We start from the raw sequence: 18364 nt of genomic DNA on the forward strand, positions 1-18364 counted from the left end.
CGAATATCGATGGATTATTCGAATCACCAGATTGGATCTCATAGGCTAGCTACAGGCATAACGAAATCGAATATGGTATGATAGAGGCTGACGGATTTGATTGAAACCGGCTATCTTTGCATTGATATCAGACAAGGAAGTGTAGCAATGGATTTATTCAGTATCGGGCGTGAAGGGGACCGTGATTCCCGGCTGCTGGCCGATCGGATGCGCCCTTCGTCGCTGGATGAATATATAGGACAAGAACACATTATCGGTCCGGGCAAGCTGCTTAGACGGGCCATAGAGGCAGACCAGGTTTCTTCCATTTTATTGTACGGGCCGCCGGGATGCGGCAAAACAACGCTGGCCCATATTATCTCACAGCAAACGAAGGGGTACTTCGTTCGGCTGAATGCGGTGGAAGCCTCGGTTAAGGACGTGAGGGAAGTCATCGAGCAAGCCCAAAGCAACCGCAGCCTGTACGGCACCAAAACGATCCTGTTTCTGGATGAGGTTCACCGCTTTAACAGCTCAAGACAGGACGCGCTGCTGCCTGCCGTGGAGAACGGGACGATTATATTTATCGGCGCGACGACAGAGAACCCCTTTCATTACGTAAATGGGGCCTTGATGAGCCGTTCAACCTTGTTCCAGCTTGAGCCGCTGACTAAGAACCATTCCATGATCGCCATGTTGCGCGCGCTATCCGACCCAGATAAAGGTCTTGGCTTCATGGATCTCCAGGCCGATGAGGAAGCATTGGAGCATATTGCAACCATGGCGAACGGGGATATCCGGCGTGCACTGAATGCGCTTGAGCTGGCGGCGATGACGACCCCGCCTGATGCAGGCGGTACGGTTCATATTACGCTCGAAGTGGCCGAGGAATCGATCCGCAAGCCGCTCGTCAAGGCGGACGAGTCCACGCAGTATGACGTGCTATCCGCCTTTCATAAGAGCATTCGAGGTTCCAGCGATGCGGCCTTGTTCTGGTTCTTGTATGCGGTCGAAAAGCTGGGGATGGACCCGATGGTGTTCATCCGCCGTTTGATTGCTGCCAGCAGCGAGGATATCGGACTTGCCAATCCGCAAGCGATGGTGCAGGCGGTGAGTGCACTTGATGCCTACCGGAACAACGGGTGGCCGGAAGCCAAGCTTAACATTGCCCAGGCCATCCTGTTTGCGGTGGAGAGCCCGAAATCCGATGGCGTTGTGTCAGCCATATCCCGGGCGATGTCCGCCATGGATGAAGTGAAATCGGCAGAGGTTCCGCTTCATCTGCGTGATGCGCATTACTCGGGGGCGGTGAAGCTGGGACATGTCGGCTATAAGTATCCGCACGATTATCCGGGCCATTACGTCAAGCAGGAATATTTGCCGAAGGAGCTCTCCCGCCGGGTGTTCTATCAGGCGACGGAGCAGGGGAACGAAGCCAAGATCGCACATAATCAGCGATTACGACGCGAAGAATAGGGTCGTATTAACATGAATGGTAACTACGGCCGCGCAAATGGGGGAAATGAATGATGAAAACAGGGAAACAACGGTTTGCCATCCTGCTGCTGTCCGTCGGCATGGTGCTGAGCGGCTGCTCGGGAAAAAGCGCTTCGGAACAGGTCTCCAATGGACAGGCCGAGGCCGTGCATGAGCATGGGCATCAGACCCAGCTGTCCAATGGGGATATCCAGGAGGCGACGGCCTCGATAGACGAGCTGCCTGCCTTTTTGAAGAGCCAGACCAGCGAGCTCCAAACGATCTATGCATTATCCGCCCAGGTGAGTGATGTCCTGAAATATATTCCTTGTTATTGCGGCTGCGGGGACAGTGCCGGTCATGAGAGCAACCTGAACTGTTTTATTGATGAGATTCAGGAGGACGGCAGCGTGGTGTGGGACGATCATGGCACCCGCTGCGGGGTTTGCTTGGACATTGCCGTGGAATCTGCCAAAATGAGCAGCGAGGGCAAGAGTCTGATGGAGATTCGGATCGCAATCGACGAAAAATACAGCACAGGTTATGCTAAGCCGACACCAACCCCGATGCCGCCTGCCGAAAGTTAATCCTACTGCAGCTAAACCAAGAGGCACCCGATGTGATCGATATGATCGCTCGAGTGCCTTTTTGCTGTTGGGTATCAGGCCCTTCTTGGATGTTTTCAGGAATCGCCTGATCCGTTTCTCGGATTAATAAGCGTGATCTATCTCACAGCATTAAACTATATATGGATGTAAATTAATAAAATAAAACTATATATAGTATGTTGATGAGATGTAGACGAGGAGTTGATTATATTCATGAAAGTTATGAAGAGAGACGGATGCCTGGTGAATTTTGAGATAAGCCGGATCGTGGAGGCGGTGGATAAAGCATTTATTGCGGTTGAGGGTGCTTCCCGCAAGGAAGCCTCCTTGCGGATTGGGGATGAGGTTGCTCATGCCACCGCGGGTATGGAACAGGTGAGCGTGGAGGAAATTCAGGATATCGTTGTCGAGCATTTGCAAAGTACAGGATACGCAAAGGTGGCGTCAGCTTATCAACATTACAGGGAAACCCGTGATCTGGAGCGGATGCGGCGGGGAGAACTCTACAAGATCAGCAGGGATGTGATTGGGGTAACGAATCTGGATCTGCTCCGGGAGAATGCAAATCTGAACGGAGAATCCTTCAGTGGAAAAATGAGTCGGATCGGCTCCGAGTACGCCAAATGGATGGCAAGCAAATTCATCCTGCCTGGAGAACTCATGAGAGCGGTGAGGGATGGCTATGTGTACGTGCACGACCTGGACCAGTATGCACTCGGAACGACGAACTGCATTTTCATCCCATTTGACCGTCTATTGGCCAAGGGCTTCAATACCGGTAACGGATCGGTCAGGCCGCCGCAGAGCATCATGACCGCGATGGCGCTGGTGGCCATCATCTTTCAATCCCAGCAGAACAGTCAATTCGGCGGCGTGTCCGGAAATAAAATCGATTGGGATCTGGCGCCGTATGTCGGCAAATCGTTTCGTCGGCATTTCCGCAAAGGGCTTGCCTACTTCGGGGAAGCGGAGCATGGAGAGGATTGGTCATATGAACGAGCTCTTCAGGATAACGAAATATACATAGACAATGGGCTACTGAAGGACATGTACCCGACAATATATCACTACGCATATAACGAAACGGTAAATGAAGTAAAGCAGGCTGCGGAATCCCTGATCCATAATTTAAACACGATGAGCAGCCGGGCCGGCGGGCAAATTCCCTTTACATCGCTGAACTACGGCATGTGCACGTCAACCGAAGGTAGGCTGGTATCCCACGCTTTGCTGGATGCCACGATGAAAGGGCTCGGCGGCGGCGAGACGCCGATATTTCCGCAGCATATTTTTCAGTGCAAGCAAGGGGTTAACCAGGCGCAAGGGGAGCCCAATTACGATCTGTTCCTGAAAGCCGTTGAGTGCTCCAGCCGCAGGCTCTACCCGAATTTTGTCAATGTGGATGCGTCGTTTAATCTGGTCTACTATAACCCGGACGAGCCAGACACGATTATTGCCACCATGGGCTGCCGGACACGGACAATTTCAGACCGGTTCGGGCGAAACCGCCTGAGCGGCAAAGGCAACTTATCCTTTAATACGATCAATCTGGTTCGTCTCGGCATTGAGCATGGCATCATCGAAGGGAAACGGGATATGCCTGACCTGAATCTCTTCTATGAGCAGCTGGATCAGTATATGACCATTGCGGTAGAGGGTTTGATTCACCGTTACGAGCTGCAGGCCGACCAACCGGCCAAAGCGTCGGATTTTATGATGCGGGAAGGCGTGTGGGAAGGCGGCGAAACCCTGGCCCCGGAGGACAAGGTACGCGAACTGATTAAGCACGGTACCCTGGCGCTTGGATTTATCGGGCTGGCCGAATGCCTGAAGGCGTTGACCGGACTGCATCACGGAGAGGATGAGAACAGTCGCGTTCTGGGAATTGAGATCATCCGGCATATGCGCCAGTTTTGCGATGCAGCCAGTGAAAGATATAACCTGAACATCACGTTGTTTGCCACGCCGGCAGAAGGGTTGTCCGGAAAATTCACGAAGCTGGACCGGCAAACCTTCGGGGTGATCGAGGGTGTGACAGACCGCGAATATTATACGAACTCGTTTCATATTCCGGTGTACTATCCGATGGCCGCGTACCGCAAAATCCGTTCCGAAGCTCCTTTCCATGAGCTGTGTAATGCAGGAGCGATTTCGTATGTGGAGCTGGACGGCAACGCAAGGCAGAATACGGCTGCTTTTCAGGACATCGTGAAGTTTGCGCTGAAGCAGAACATTGGATATTTCTCTGTAAACCATCCCGTCGACCGTTGTCCGGCATGCAACTACGAAGGGATTATCGGAAGTGCTTGCCCTGGATGCGGCGCCTTGGAGGCGGATGGAAACTTCCAGCGGCTGCGGAGAGTGACGGGATACTTAACGGGCAATTATACCGAGCGCTTCAATTCGGCCAAGCAGGCTGAGGTCAGGGATCGGGTGAAGCATCTGTGAATGTGTGCGGATACATTCCCGAGAGCATCAATGAAGGTCCGGGACTTCGGGCAGTTCTATTCGTGAGCGGCTGCCGTCATGCGTGCGCCGGATGTTTTAATACAGATTCCTGGGACTTTGAAGCGGGGGAGCCGTTTACAGAAGAGTTGTCCGCGTCCATCCTGCAGGATATCATCGACAACCCCTTGCTGGATGGCGTGACCTTATGCGGTGGAGACCCGTTCTTCTCGCCGGAGGAATGCACGGTATTTGTACGCAAGCTCAGAACCCTCTGTCCCGGGAAAAGTGTATGGGCCTACACGGGCTTCACCTTTGAAGCGCTGCTGAGGCAGCCGAAGCTGCGCGAATTGGCGATGCAGTGCGATGTAATCGTGGATGGCAAATTCCAGCTGGAGTTAAGGGATGTCTCGCTTCCCTTTCGAGGCAGCTCCAATCAGCGTTTCATTGACGTAGCCGTCAGCCTAGAACGGGGAGAAACGGTAGAATATGTTCTTCGCTAGCAGGTAAAAAAAGAGCACACACTTTACGGATTCCTCCGTGTTAAGTGTGTGCTCTTTTCGTTCAGGCCAGCGGATTAATATGGAACTTTATCCGCCGTTTCGATCGTTCCTCCGCCAAGGCAGTCGTCCCCTTGGTAGAAGACAACGGCTTGTCCCGGCGTGATTGCTTTTTGCGGCTTCGCAAAAGCGACATGAACGGTTCCGTCTTCGCGCGGAGTTATCGTAACTTCCTGATCCGGCTGACGGTAGCGGAATTTCGCGGTGCAGGTGTAGGCGTCTTTGGGCATAGCGTCTTGTCCTGCAATCCAGTTGATTCCGGAGGCAACGAGTCCGGTTGAATACAAACTCGGATGATCGCCTTGAACAACGTACAGAATATTGTTAGTTAAATCTTTGTCGGCAACAAACCAAGGCTCTCCGGAGCCTGATCCGCCGATTCCGAGACCTTGGCGTTGTCCCAGCGTGTAGTACATCAAACCATCATGACGGCCCTTCACTTCGCCGGTGACAATGTCCACCATATCGCCGGATTGGGCGGGGAGGTATTGTCCAAGAAATTCTTTGAAATTCCGTTCGCCGATGAAGCAAACGCCGGTGCTGTCTTTTTTCTTGGCGGTGTACAGTCCGGCTTCCTCAGCGAGTCGGCGAACCTCCGGTTTCGGCAGATGCCCAATTGGGAACATCGCCTTGGAGAGCTGCTCTTGGCTCAGCGCATTGAGGAAGTAGGTTTGATCCTTGTTGCTGTCGACGCCGCGCAGTAACCGGTACTGTCCGTCTTCCTCGATGACGCGGGCGTAATGGCCGGTAGCCACGTAGTCGGCTCCCAGATCCATGGCCTTGTTCAGAAATTCGCCGAATTTGATTTCACGGTTGCACATGACATCGGGGTTCGGCGTTCTCCCGGCTTTATATTCATCGAGGAAATAGGAAAATACTTTATCAAAGTATTCCTTCTCGAAATTGACGGTATAGTAGGGAATGTCGAGCTGCTCGCACACGCGGCGCACGTCTTCAGCGTCCGCTTCAGCTGTGCAGTAGCCAAGCTCATCGGTATCATCCCAGTTTTTCATAAAGATGCCGATCACTTCATAGCCCTGCTGTTTGAGCAGGAGCGCTGTTACGGAGGAGTCGACTCCTCCCGACATGCCGACAACGATACGAGTGTTATGTTTTTCTTTTGACATCGTTATCACCATTTTCATATTGAATTGTGCCCATGGAGGTATTTTAACATATTGGAACAAGGTTCACACGTTTCATTTTGTCCACTCAGGGTGAACATTTTTCAGGTTTCCGATTGGAATATTACCCATTGAGGTTCAGGATATGTTACCATAAGCTGAGGGTAATGATCGGAATACGGAGAAAAACACAGGATAAGCCGCTTCACGTGTGGATTACGCCGTATTTGTCGCTCACCCGCCACCTACAATTCATGTACAGGATGGACATAATATACAAATTGCCGAAAGAGGTGTCACCTTTGAAGATATCAACAAAAGGAAGATACGGATTAACGATTATGATGGAGCTGGCCGCCAGGTTTGGGGAAGGGCCGACTTCGCTGAAGAGCATTGCTGAGAAGAACCAGCTGTCGGAACATTATCTTGAGCAGCTGATCGCACCGCTGCGGAATGCGGGTCTGGTCAAAAGCATCCGCGGCGCATACGGAGGATATATCCTTTCCCGTGATCCGGCATCCATAACGGCTGGAGATGTCATCCGCGTGCTGGAAGGACCGATATCCCCTGTGGATTTCACGGAAGAGGACGATCCGGCGAAGCGGGATCTATGGCTTCGTATCCGCGACAGCATCGCTGAAGTGCTGGATTCCACGACGCTGGACTATCTGATCAACTATCAGGAACAGTCTGCTGCAGACAACTATATGTTCTACATTTAAGGGTGACGACGGATATGAGATCAGTATATTTGGATCATGCCGCCTCAACCCCGGTACATCCGGAGGTTGCCGAGCGGATGATGAATGTGATGACAAGCCAATACGGCAATGCTTCAAGCGTTCACGCTTTTGGACGGGAAGCGAAGAAGATCGTGAACGGGGCGCGTGATCGAATTGCGTCCCTTTTAGGATGCCAATCGGACGAGCTGGTGTTCACCGCAGGCGGAACCGAGAGCGATAATCTGGCTATATTTGGATTGCTGGAATCGCTTGGCGTGAAGGGCAAGCATGTGATTACGTCGGCGGTTGAACACCATGCGGTGCTTCATACATGTCATGAGCTGGAACGGCGGGGCTGCGAGGTTACCTATGTCCCCGTCGACTCTACTGGGCGTGTCTCTGTGGAGGACATTGCGGGCGCGATTCAGGACAACACGGTGCTGGTCACCATCATGTATGGCAACAATGAAGTAGGCACCGTTCAGCCGATTTTCGAAATCGGCGAGCTCTGCCGCAGCCGGGACATCGTATTCCATACCGATGCTGTTCAGGCATTGGGATCGGAACCGATCAACTGCCGCGAGCTGCCGGTGGATATGTGGAGTTTTTCCGCCCACAAAATCAACGGGCCCCAAGGCGTCGGTGCCTTGGTTGTCCGCAGAGGACTCAGCGTATCTCCACGTCTGTTCGGAGGGCTGCAGGAGAAGAAACGTCGTGCCGGAACAGAGAATATGGCTGGAATCGCCGGTTTTACAGCAGCAGTGGAATGGACCGTTAAGAATATGGAAGCGCGGATCCAGCATTATCGTGAGCTGAGATCGACGCTGCTTGAAGGGCTTCGTCAGGAGATTGGCGAGGATGCTTTTGTGATCAACGGAAATTCGGAACATTACCTACCTCACATCCTAAATATCAGCTTTCCCGGTGCCAATACGGAGACGATGCTGATGAACCTCGATATGGAAGGAATTGCGGCGGCAAGCGGCTCGGCTTGTACGTCGGGATCTCTGGAAATATCCCATGTACTCCAAGCAATGAAACTTTCTGATCCTGTTTTGCGCTCCGCGATTCGTTTTAGTTTCGGTTTGGGTAATACTACTCAAGAAATGGAGTACACTGCCCAAAAAATTGGAACCATCCTTAATCGGTTACGTAAATAGATGTTAAGGGATTTCTCCTTCTAGGGAATAGGGGGTATGCGTTCGTCCATTTCATCCTTGGAAATGGCCCGTCAGGCTAACGAAATTTTGACCGGCGGCTGATTTCAAACCATGAAGGATGAGGAGGTGTCCACTGTATATGAAACTTCAAGAAATGATTGGACTGGCTGTATTCGACGTGGAGAACGGTAAGGAAATCGGCAAAATCCACGATTTTATACTAGATGAGAACTGGTTGATTACCGGGTTGGAGCTGGAAGGCAAGGCTTTGTTTTCCTCGCATGTGAAAAGCGTCTCATGGGAAGATATCGTAGCGTACGGGGAAGATGCCGTCATGATCCGGAGCCAAGAGGCTGTCCGCAAGCTGGGCGCCAATGATATACCGCTTACGTACCTTTTGGGCAAGCGCAAACTGAAAGAGATGCAGGTCTTGACAGAGGATGGTGTCCTGCTCGGGCGTATATCGGATGTTTATTTTGAGCAGGAACAGGGCAATACAATACTAGGGTTGGAAATATCCGATGGATTTGTCTCGGATTTGATCGAAGGTCGCAAATGGCTGCCTTGCACAGCGGAAATGGCTATCGGCGAAAGTGCCGTCATGGTACCTCCGATGAGCGAACAGCGTCTGGAAAAAGCCATTAATTCTGTGAACGGATAGGGTGAGGTAGGATGAAATGTCCAAACTGTAGTTCCAAAGATATCGGAAAAATCGGCTCCCACCAGTTTTATTGCTGGGGTTGCTTTATCGAATTGACAGTCAACGGAGAGAAAATGTCCGTATACCAGGTAGAAGAGGACGGCACACTCAGCTCGCTGGATGATTTGTTCTTCGGTGATGACATGCAGCCGGATTTCCCTCCTATGCACGCGTCTTCCTAAAGAACGCGTACATATTGTAAGATAACGACTCCTTGCTGAAGGCCTGTACGGCTGAAGCGCAGGAGTCTTTTTCATTTTGGCCGGCGGAAATGTTAGTTTATTTCTGGAAGCTTGTACATATACTACAGGGTAGCTTTCGAAAAAGGAGGGTGCCTGTGTGGAACAGCTGACCGAGAACAAATGGTTTCGATTGTTGGTATGGTTAATGCTTGGACTCATCTCTCTTTACTTTGTCTGGCTGCTGCGTCCGCTGTTTCTGGATGTCTATCGATTTCTCAAGGCTGTCCTGGCGCCATTTCTGGTTGCCATGATCATATCTTATGTGTTGAATCCGGTTGTATGCATGCTCTCCGACCGCAAAGTTCCGCGGAGCATGGCGGTGCTGCTCATCTATGCCGTCTTTCTGACGTCGCTCGCCGTCATTCTAATTAACATGATTCCGATGCTGATCCGGCAGCTGGAGGAGCTCAACGAGCACCTGCCTGAATTAACGATGAATGCCCAAAGTCTGATGACCAATCTGGACAGCAGGCTCCTGCCTCCGGGAGTAAGGACAGGCGTCAACAGCTGGTTCTTGCAGATGGAATCGAGGTTGGCCGGGGGAATCTCGGATTTCATGGACAATATCGGCAACATGATTAATATTCTGTTTAACGTGTTAATTGTTCCTTTCTTGATCTTCTACATATTAAAAGATTTTGAGGTGTTCCAGCGGACCGCCGTATCCTATCTGCCGCGGAGCCGCCGGAAGTCGATTGTCACGCTGCTTAAAGAGATTGACATGGCCCTTGGAAATTATGTCCGCGGACAATTCCTGGTATGCTTAATCATCGGCGTACTGGCTTATGTGGGGTATATGATCGTGGGCATGCCGTACGCACTGCTGCTGGCAAGCATCGTGGCGGTGTTTAACATCATTCCGTATTTGGGTCCCTTTCTCGGGGCGGCTCCAGCAATTGTGATGGCATCCACGATTTCCTGGAAGATGGTGCTGCTGGTGGTGGTGGTCAATATGATCTGCCAGACGCTGGAAAGCAACATCATTTCACCCCAAGTGGTGGGGAAAAAGCTGCATATGCATCCGCTCCTGATCATTTTTGCACTCCTTGTCGGCGGTCAGCTCGCAGGTACCGTGGGCTTGATTTTGGCTGTTCCCGTCTTTGCCGTCATCAAAGTGCTGCTGCAGCATTTTTTCGCTTATTATGTCAGAAGGAAATCCGGCTGAGGGCTCCAGTCTGTAGTCGCAATGTTCATGCATTGACAGATAGTTTCACCCTATATATACTTGAAATGATAAACCTATAACCGTACAAATCGATGAGAAAATCGAGTAGGCTTTGCGTACCTTGCCCAGAGAACAGGTTCCTGCCCGGAGAATTTCCGGCTGGCTGCGAGAACCTGGAAGTGAACCTTAGCCGAATGCTAATTTTTGAGTGTGATTCAAATTCACCGGGTGGCTCCCGTTATCCAGCTGTTACGAGGCGATCGTCACATATGCTTTTCCAGGGGAACCCTGCTGGAGGATGAATGGACGATAACCAGGGTGGTACCGCGAGAACATCGTCCCTGAATTCAATTCAGGGGCGTTTTTTGTGTTCGGAGCCAAGTGATCCGGGCCCTATATTATGACTGGAGGAAGTGTAGAGATGAAAGCTAGTGAAATCCGTTCCAAATGGCTAGAGTTTTTTGCAGAGAAAGGCCACAATATTGAGCCAAGTGCATCGCTTGTTCCGCACAATGACCCGTCCCTGCTCTGGATTAATGCAGGCATGGCTCCGCTCAAAGCTTATTTTGACGGGCGTGTGAAGCCGGAAAATCCGAGAATTGCGAACTCGCAGAAATGCATTCGGACCAATGATATTGAGAATGTCGGCAAAACCCGTCGTCACCATACATTTTTCGAAATGTTAGGCAACTTCTCCATCGGGGATTACTTTAAGGAAGAGGTTATCACCTGGGCTTGGGAATTCCTGACGGACAAGAAATGGATCGGATTCGATCCGGAGAAGCTGTCCGTTACCGTGTATCCGGAAGACGAGGAAGCCTACAAATTGTGGAACGAAAAAATCGGTCTCCCGAAGGAACGCATCATTAAGCTGCAAGATAACTTCTGGGATATCGGCGAAGGACCGTGCGGACCTTGTACCGAGATTTTCTATGATCGTGGAGAAGGATACGACACGGATGCTCCGGAATCCGAAATGTTTCCTGGCGGTGAGAATGAACGCTGGCTCGAAGTATGGAACCTTGTATTTTCCCAGTTCAACCACAACAAGGACGGCAGCTACACACCGCTTCCGAACAAGAACATAGATACGGGTGCGGGGCTCGAGCGCTTTGCTTCTATCCTGCAAAACGTGGCGTCCAACTTCGATACCGACCTGTTCCAGCCGATCATCCAGAAGACGGCAGAGCTTGCCGGCGTTAAATACAATGAGAAGACGGAATACGATATCGCGCTGAAAGTCATTGCAGATCATATCCGTACGGTTGCATTTGCAGTTGGCGATGGCGTGCTGCCTTCCAACGAAGGACGCGGCTATGTCATCCGTCGTTTGCTCCGCCGTGCGGTTCGTTACGGAAAGGTGCTCGGGCTGGACAAACCATTCATGTACACTTTGACCGGAACCGTAGGCGATATTATGGGCGTATACTACCCAGAGGTCGTTGAGAAGCGCGCCTTTATCGAAAAGGTCATTGCAACGGAAGAAGAACAGTTCCACAAAACGCTCTCTGACGGCTTGAACATTTTGGCTGACGTCAGCGCAGAAGCGAAGAAGCAGGGCAAATCGGTAATCAGCGGCAGCGACGCCTTCAAATTGTATGATACGTATGGCTTCCCGTTTGATTTAACGGAGGATTATGCGTCCGAACACGGATTGACCGTGGACCGTGAAGGCTTTGATGCCGCGATGAAGGAACAGCGTGACCGTGCGCGTGCGGCTCGTCATGAAACGGAAAGCATGAAGGTCCAAGGCGGCGTTCTTTCCGATTATACGGTTAAAAGTGAATTTGTTGGATATAATGACACCGTCAGCGAGGCTAAAGTGCTCGCCATTGTTTCCGGTGACAGCTTCGCAGACAGCGTCAGTGAAGGCGAGACTTGTCAGGTCATTCTGGACGTGACCCCGTTCTATGCCGAAAGCGGCGGCCAGGTCAGCGATCAGGGGATTTTGGAAGGCGGATCCGTTCGTGCCAGAGTGGAAGGTCTCTTCAAGGCTCCGCATGGACAGCATGTGCATTTCGTAACCGTGGAGCTCGGCGAGCTTAAAGTGGGCGATACGGTCAAGGCGCAGGTGGACTCCGCCATGCGCAATGATATTGTCAAGAACCATACAGCCACACATCTTTTGCATAAAGCTTTGAAGGAAGTGCTGGGCGATCATGTCAATCAGGCAGGTTCCCTTGTTGAACCACAGCGTCTGCGCTTCGACTTCTCCCACTTCGGCAGCATTACGCAGGAGGAGCTCGCCGATATTGAGCGCCGCGTAAATGAACAGGTATGGAAGAGCATTCCGGTCGTTATCGAGCGCAAGGCCATTGACGAAGCGAAGGCGATGGGTGCCATGGCATTGTTCGGCGAGAAATACGGGGACATCGTCCGTGTTGTCCAGGTCGGGGATTACAGCATTGAGCTGTGCGGCGGATGCCATGTAGGCAATACCTCCCAGATCGGAATCTTCAAGCTGCTTGGAGAGAGCGGCATCGGCTCCGGCGTTCGCCGCATTGAAGCCGTAACGGGACGCTACGCTTATGAGCATCTGGAGGGGCAAATGGACCTGCTCAAGCAAGCCGCCGGCTTGTTGAAGAGCAATCTTGCAGACGTGCCGAAGCGGATCGAGGGCCTGAACCAACAGGTGAAGGATCTTGCCCGGGAGAACGAGTCCCTGCAAGGCAAACTGGGAGCAATTGAGGCTAGCCAGTTGACCGATAAAGTGAAGCAGGTCGGGAACACGTCGCTGCTTGCAGCTGAAGTACAGGCTGGCAGCATGGACGGACTCCGCGGCATTGCTGACGAATTGGAGGGCAAGCTGCCGGAGACCATCCTGGTGCTCGGCTCCAAAGCGGGCGACAAGGTGAATTTCGTCGTAGTCGTTCCGCAGGACCTGGTGAAGCAGGGCTATCATGCCGGCAAGCTTGTGAAAGAAGTGGCTTCGATATGCGGCGGAGGCGGCGGAGGCCGTCCTGATATGGCGCAAGCCGGAGGCAAGGATGCTTCCAAACTAGCCCAGGCGCTGCAGCATGCTGAGGATCTCATAGCCCAGGGCGTGTAACAGATTTGTCCAGATTGTGTACAGCAAGCCATAGTAAGCGGGATCCAACATTTTGCTGTACACAATCCTGAATTTTTTGGAACACTCTCTAAATATTTCGCTTTCGATTTCCGTAGAGACTTAGGATTATGTTATGATATAACTAGATCAAGCTGGTAAATATTTATTCGACGAAGCATGGTAAACATGTTCTTTGAAGAAGCGAGGTGTGTCACACATGGACTCCATGGATAAGACAGTCAAGTTCAATGTAAAAGGTGATGAAAAGGAGGCTTCCGCCCAGGACATTCTACTTTCGGTATACGATTCGCTGGTAGAGAAGGAATACAATCCGATTAACCAAATCGTAGGGTATCTTTTGTCCGGGGATCCCGCTTATATACCTCGGCACAATAATGCCAGAAGTTTGATCCGGAAAAAAGAGCGAGATGAATTGATTGAAGAACTGGTCCGGTTCTATTTAGCCAGTCACCGTTAGGAGCACACAGGGATGAAGAAGATCATGGGATTAGATTACGGGGACCGCAGAATCGGTGTTGCCATAAGCGACGCGTTCGGATGGACGGCCCAAGGGGTTGAAGTTATCGAGCGCCGCCGTGATGAAGGCGAACTGGACAGAATTGCCACCCTCGTCAAAGACAACGAGGTCGGTGAAATTGTGGTCGGCTTGCCTAAAAATATGAACGGCACGATTGGTCCGCGGGGCGAAATCTGCATGGAATTCGCAAGTACATTGCGAGAGTCCCTATCCTTACCCGTTCACCTTTGGGATGAACGGCTATCAACAGTATCCGCTGAAAGGACATTGCTTGAAGCCGATGTCAGCCGAAAGAAGCGAAAACAGGTTGTAGATAAAATGGCGGCAAGCTTGATTTTGCAAAACTACTTGGATTCTAAAAGGTAAAGGTGAGGGTGATTACAATGGCTAATGAGCATATTGGTATGGAAGAAGAACCGGAAATTATTTATATTCCCGACGATGAAGGCAACGAGGAAGAATTCGAAGTCATCATGAAATTCGAAGTGGATGGCTCGGATGCTAAATATATGATGGTCGTACCAAGGGAGTCTGCCGACGAAGAGACAGACGAGGTCTACGCCTTCCGTTATGAGGAAGACGGAGACGACTTGAAATTGTTTATGATTGAAGACGATGAAGAATGGGCCATTGTTGAAGAAACCTTCAATACGCTCGTGGAAGAGCTGGACGGGAGAGACGAATGATGTCTGATTTTTCGGTTGAGAATATCGTATGGACCCAAGTACTTAAGGAAGCATTCGGTGAGAGTGTAGAGCTTGAGGACGATAAAGGCCATATCGAGGTTTATGATATTGCCGCCGAATTTGAAGTGGATGGTCAAGGGTATGCCATTCTGGTTCAGCCGGATCGAACTGATGAGGAGTACGAGGTGCTCCGTATCGTCAAGGGCGAGGACGGCGGATTGCAGCTGGCAACCATTGATGACGACGAGGAATGGGAGAATGTGTCGGAGCTCTATGATGAGCTGACGTTTCCCGAAGGAGACGAGGATTAAGTTCTCTCCTGCAGGAGCACATGCTTAATTTTCAAATGAAAGTTCAGGAAGGGGCGGAGCTGTCCGCCCCTTTTGGTGTGAAGGGATGAGTAGATTGAAGAAACTGGCAATAGCAGTATTGGTCCTGATCCTAGTTGCGGGTGGGGCCGTATTCTACGTATGGAATGGTTTACAGCCCGTTCAAAGCTCGGAAACTCCTGTCGAATTCACCGTGGAGTCCGGCATGAGCACGTCCTCTATCGCCGATCTGCTTGAGGAAAAGGGACTGATCAAGAATGCCCTTATACTTAAAGGTTATTTAAAGCTTAGCGGGGAAGGAAGCCGTCTGATGGCAGGGACCTATGAGGCAACCCCAGGCACTCCGTTCAAGGAACTGTTATCGAAGATGAACAAAGGCGAAGTGAAGCCCGAGGAGATGGTTCGTTTCACGATCCCTGAGGGGTATACGATCCTTCAGATGGCAGAGACCATCGCGAAAGAGAGCGGAATCGATGAGAAGGAATTTCTGAAAGTTGTGGATCAGCCTACCGGCTGGGATGTTCCGATTGCGGGAGAAATTCCCCAAGAAGCACATCTCAGGCATCATCTCGAGGGATACTTGTTCCCTGCGACCTATGAATTGCCGAAGAAGGATATCACGGCAAAAGGCATTGTCGAAACGATGCTGAAAGAAACGGAGAAACGTTTGGCCGATATTCCGGGTTGGGAGAGTCAATTGGAGGCTCGCGGCGTAACGTTCCATGAACTCATGACCATCGCTTCACTGGTGGAGCGCGAAGTGGTTGCAGATCAGGAGCGCGCCCTGGTGGCCGGCGTTATTTATAATCGATTGGAAGAGGATATGAGGCTGGAAATCGATGCCACGGTTCAATATCTGTTAGATAAACCGAAGGAACGGTTGCTTTATGCCGACCTCGAGGTTGAGAGCCCGTATAACACGTATCGTCAAAAGGGTTTGCCGCCCGGTCCCATCTCGAGCCCGAGCCTGGAATCCATTCAGGCTGCCCTGAATCCGGAGAAATCCGATTATTTATTCTATGTGACAAAGAAAGACGGTACACAAGAGCATCTGTTTGCCAAAACGTATAAAGAGCACTTGAAGAATATCGAGACCAGCAAGAAGATGGCACAACAATAATATTACGTGTTGAGCAAGTCCCTGATACGCTGAGAAGACAAGGAAGAGATCCAGCTGTACTCAGAAGAGTCTTGTTGTACAACCTCTAACTAGGGAGGAATTTTTAAATGAGTATCAAACCTGAATTATTAGCGGCAGCCGGGTCCGTGGCTGATGCTGCTGCTTACCTGAAAGCGGGAGCCGATGCACTGCTTGTCGGCGAGGATCGATTCGGCATGAGATTGCCTGGCAGTCTGACATTGGACGAAATAACGCAAGTTGTACAGCTTGCACACGAACGAGGAAGTAAAGTATACGTAAGCTTGAACAATTTGATGACAAATGATTTGCTGCCCGAGCTCCCCGCCTATGTTAAGGCGCTCGGAGAAATCGGCGTTGATGCGGTGGAATTTAACGATCCCTCCGTGCTCACTACCGTAAAAGAGCTGGCTCCACAGGTCAAACTTCATTGGAATGCAGAAATGACCGCCACCAACTATTCAACGGCCAATTATTGGGGAAGCAAAGGCGCCTCCCGGGTTATTCTTGCGCGTGAATTAAATATGGACGAGGTAACGGACATGAAGCCGCAGCTTCAGCTGGAAGCACAGGTTCAGGTTCATGGCATGACCAACATCTATCATTCCAAGCGGCGCCTGGTGAACAGCTATATGCAGCAGCAGGGCAGACCCGTGAATGAAGGCAACCTTGGCAAGGAGCGCGGTTTGTTTCTCATTGAAGCTGAGCGTCAAGAAGAGAAGTATCCGATCTATGAGGATATCAACGGAACCCATATTATGAGCTCGGAGGATATTTGCATTCTGGAGGATTTGCATCTGTTAATGGCAGCAGGCATGGACAGCTTTAAGGTGGAGACGCTGCTGAAGCCGCGGCATTACAATGAGCTGGTGATTCGAACCTATCGTCAAGCGATTGATTTATATGCTGCAGATGCTTCCACTTATGCATTTCAGGAAGAGTGGATGGACGGAATCCGTGCGATTCAGGATCCGGAACGTGAATTGTCGTTTGGATTTTTCTATAAGGAACAAGTTTATTAAGGAGTGGACAGCATGGAAGCAATGGCACAGCCAAAATACAAGGGCAAACGCTATCGCCTGGACAAGCCGGAATTGCTCGCCCCGGCTGGTAATTTGGAAAAATTGAAATTTGCGGTGCATTATGGCGCCGATGCAGTTTATATTGGGGGGCAGAAATACGGCCTTCGTTCAAATGCAGACAACTTCAGCTTTGAAGAAATGAAAGAAGGCGTGGAGTTCGCCAAGAAATACGGCGCCAAAGTTTTTGTGGCCACCAACATCTATGCGCATAATGAGGACATTGAGGGAATTGAATCCTACCTGCGAAGTTTGGAGGAAGCAGGCATTGCGGCAATCATCGCTGCAGATCCGGCTATTATTGAGATGGCTAAACGTGCTGCGCCCAAGCTCGAAGTTCATCTGAGCACACAGCAATCCACACTTAATTGGCAGGCCGTGAAGTTCTGGAAGGACGAAGGATTGCCGCGGGTCGTACTGGGACGCGAGGCGAGCCTGGAGGAGATCGCAGCGATTAAAGAGCATGTCGACATTGAGATCGAGGCCTTTATCCATGGCGCGATGTGCTCTTCGTTTTCCGGTCGCTGCGTGTTGTCCAATCATTTTACGGATCGTGATTCCAACCGGGGCGGATGCTGCCAATCCTGCCGTTGGAAATACGATTTGTTTGTAGATGAAAGAGAAGAGCAAGGCCAGTGGGTATCGGAAGAGCAGCAGTTGATGGAGCAGCCGGCCCCTGCACCGTCCCCATTCCAACCGGGCGTTACGCAAATCCCGCTGTTCCAGCCGGAGGACAACCAGTTTACGATGGGGTCGAAGGATCTCTGCATGCTCGAGCATATTCCGGATCTGATTGAGGTGGGAATCGACAGCTTCAAGATTGAAGGACGGATGAAATCGATCCATTACGTAGCGACTGTGGTCAATGTATATCGACAGGCCATTGATTCCTATATGGCTGACCCTGATCAATATGTATTGAAGCCGGAATGGATTGAGGAAATCAATAAAGCGGCCAACCGACCGCTGAATACCGGATTTTTCTATGATACACCGGACCATGAGGATCATATCTATGAACCCGAAGAGAAGGCGGTTCCTTATGACTTCGCCGGATTGGTGATGGAGTATGATGAGAAATCGGGAACGGCCGTCATTCAGCAGCGGAACCACTTTAAGCCCGGGGATGAAATCGAGTTTTTCGGACCGGAAGGAACCTTCTTTAAGCAGGCAGTTGGTCCTATCGGAGATGAGAATGGCAATGAACTCGATGCAGCTCGTCATCCTTTGCAGCTTATTCGCATGAAGGTGGATCAGCCGGTGCGTCACTTTGATATGATGAGAAAACGTAAAGGGTAATAAAATTTAGTGCTTAAGAACTACACAATTGAGAATCCGGGTCTGTGGATGGACCTCGGATTCTT

The 18364-nt window shown here is 50.9% G+C and carries 18 protein-coding genes; 17 read left to right on the forward strand and 1 reads right to left on the reverse strand.

Annotated elements, in window-relative coordinates:
* Positions 1 to 147 precede the first annotated feature (147 nt).
* The 4 genes from OHJ21_RS00210 to nrdG all read left to right on the forward strand — a co-directional run bounded on the left by OHJ21_RS00210 (position 148) and on the right by nrdG (position 5011).
* The gene (locus tag OHJ21_RS00210; protein WP_100539272.1) at positions 148 to 1455 is read left to right on the forward strand and encodes a replication-associated recombination protein A; all 1308 of its coding nucleotides are present in this window, start codon (positions 148 to 150) and stop codon (positions 1453 to 1455) included.
* Positions 1456 to 1505: 50 nt separating this feature from the next.
* A complete protein-coding gene (locus OHJ21_RS00215) occupies positions 1506 to 2042 on the forward strand; it encodes a PCYCGC motif-containing (lipo)protein (RefSeq protein ID WP_100535773.1) in 537 nt (178 codons plus the stop codon).
* 234 nt (positions 2043 to 2276) lie between these two features.
* Positions 2277 to 4511: an anaerobic ribonucleoside triphosphate reductase gene (locus OHJ21_RS00220; RefSeq protein WP_100535774.1), complete on the forward strand. Its 2235-nt coding sequence runs from the start codon at positions 2277 to 2279 to the stop codon at positions 4509 to 4511.
* A complete protein-coding gene (gene nrdG / locus OHJ21_RS00225; RefSeq protein ID WP_100535775.1) occupies positions 4508 to 5011 on the forward strand; it encodes an anaerobic ribonucleoside-triphosphate reductase activating protein in 504 nt (167 codons plus the stop codon). The genes OHJ21_RS00220 and nrdG overlap by 4 nt, the downstream gene beginning before the upstream one ends.
* Positions 5012 to 5085: 74 nt before the next feature.
* Here nrdG and mnmA read toward each other — a convergent pair whose 3' ends face one another.
* Positions 5086 to 6195, reverse strand: a complete 1110-nt coding sequence (gene mnmA / locus OHJ21_RS00230) for a tRNA 2-thiouridine(34) synthase MnmA (protein ID WP_326093786.1) — start codon at positions 6193 to 6195, stop codon at positions 5086 to 5088.
* A gap of 299 nt (positions 6196 to 6494) precedes the next feature.
* Here mnmA and cymR point away from each other — a divergent pair, with 299 nt between their 5' ends.
* The 13 genes from cymR (at position 6495) to OHJ21_RS00295 (ending at position 18299) form a co-directional block, all read left to right on the forward strand.
* Entirely contained in the window at positions 6495 to 6914 is a 420-nt protein-coding gene (gene cymR / locus OHJ21_RS00235; RefSeq protein ID WP_071222772.1) for a cysteine metabolism transcriptional regulator CymR, read from the forward strand.
* Between the two features lie 14 nt (positions 6915 to 6928).
* Positions 6929 to 8074: a cysteine desulfurase family protein gene (locus tag OHJ21_RS00240; RefSeq protein ID WP_394057269.1), complete on the forward strand. Its 1146-nt coding sequence runs from the start codon at positions 6929 to 6931 to the stop codon at positions 8072 to 8074.
* A gap of 139 nt (positions 8075 to 8213) precedes the next feature.
* Positions 8214 to 8735, forward strand: coding sequence for a PRC-barrel domain-containing protein (locus OHJ21_RS00245; protein ID WP_009592754.1), 522 nt, complete (start codon positions 8214 to 8216; stop codon positions 8733 to 8735).
* A gap of 11 nt (positions 8736 to 8746) precedes the next feature.
* Positions 8747 to 8956, forward strand: a complete 210-nt coding sequence (locus tag OHJ21_RS00250; RefSeq protein ID WP_100535777.1) for a hypothetical protein — start codon at positions 8747 to 8749, stop codon at positions 8954 to 8956.
* A gap of 157 nt (positions 8957 to 9113) precedes the next feature.
* A complete protein-coding gene (locus OHJ21_RS00255; RefSeq protein WP_100535778.1) occupies positions 9114 to 10181 on the forward strand; it encodes an AI-2E family transporter in 1068 nt (355 codons plus the stop codon).
* Between the two features lie 421 nt (positions 10182 to 10602).
* The gene (gene alaS / locus OHJ21_RS00260; protein WP_486019139.1) at positions 10603 to 13230 is read left to right on the forward strand and encodes an alanine--tRNA ligase; all 2628 of its coding nucleotides are present in this window, start codon (positions 10603 to 10605) and stop codon (positions 13228 to 13230) included.
* Positions 13231 to 13447: 217 nt separating this feature from the next.
* Entirely contained in the window at positions 13448 to 13708 is a 261-nt protein-coding gene (locus tag OHJ21_RS00265; protein WP_006208869.1) for an IreB family regulatory phosphoprotein, read from the forward strand.
* A gap of 12 nt (positions 13709 to 13720) precedes the next feature.
* Entirely contained in the window at positions 13721 to 14134 is a 414-nt protein-coding gene (gene ruvX, locus OHJ21_RS00270; RefSeq protein WP_100535780.1) for a Holliday junction resolvase RuvX, read from the forward strand.
* A 17-nt stretch (positions 14135 to 14151) separates the two neighbouring features.
* Entirely contained in the window at positions 14152 to 14454 is a 303-nt protein-coding gene (locus OHJ21_RS00275; protein ID WP_071222779.1) for a DUF1292 domain-containing protein, read from the forward strand.
* Positions 14454 to 14765, forward strand: a complete 312-nt coding sequence (locus OHJ21_RS00280) for a DUF1292 domain-containing protein (protein WP_174819256.1) — start codon at positions 14454 to 14456, stop codon at positions 14763 to 14765. Before OHJ21_RS00275 ends, OHJ21_RS00280 begins: the two co-directional genes overlap by 1 nt.
* A gap of 94 nt (positions 14766 to 14859) precedes the next feature.
* A complete protein-coding gene (mltG, locus tag OHJ21_RS00285) occupies positions 14860 to 15903 on the forward strand; it encodes an endolytic transglycosylase MltG (RefSeq protein WP_326117916.1) in 1044 nt (347 codons plus the stop codon).
* A 107-nt stretch (positions 15904 to 16010) separates the two neighbouring features.
* Positions 16011 to 16943, forward strand: coding sequence for a peptidase U32 family protein (locus OHJ21_RS00290; protein WP_486019140.1), 933 nt, complete (start codon positions 16011 to 16013; stop codon positions 16941 to 16943).
* Positions 16944 to 16955: 12 nt separating this feature from the next.
* Positions 16956 to 18299, forward strand: coding sequence for a peptidase U32 family protein (locus OHJ21_RS00295; protein ID WP_486019141.1), 1344 nt, complete (start codon positions 16956 to 16958; stop codon positions 18297 to 18299).
* The last annotated feature ends 65 nt before the right edge of the window (positions 18300 to 18364 follow it).

The organism is Virgibacillus sp. LDC1 (genome assembly GCF_025792345.1).
GTDB lineage: Bacteria > Bacillota > Bacilli > Paenibacillales > Paenibacillaceae > Paenibacillus_AQ > Paenibacillus_AQ lautus.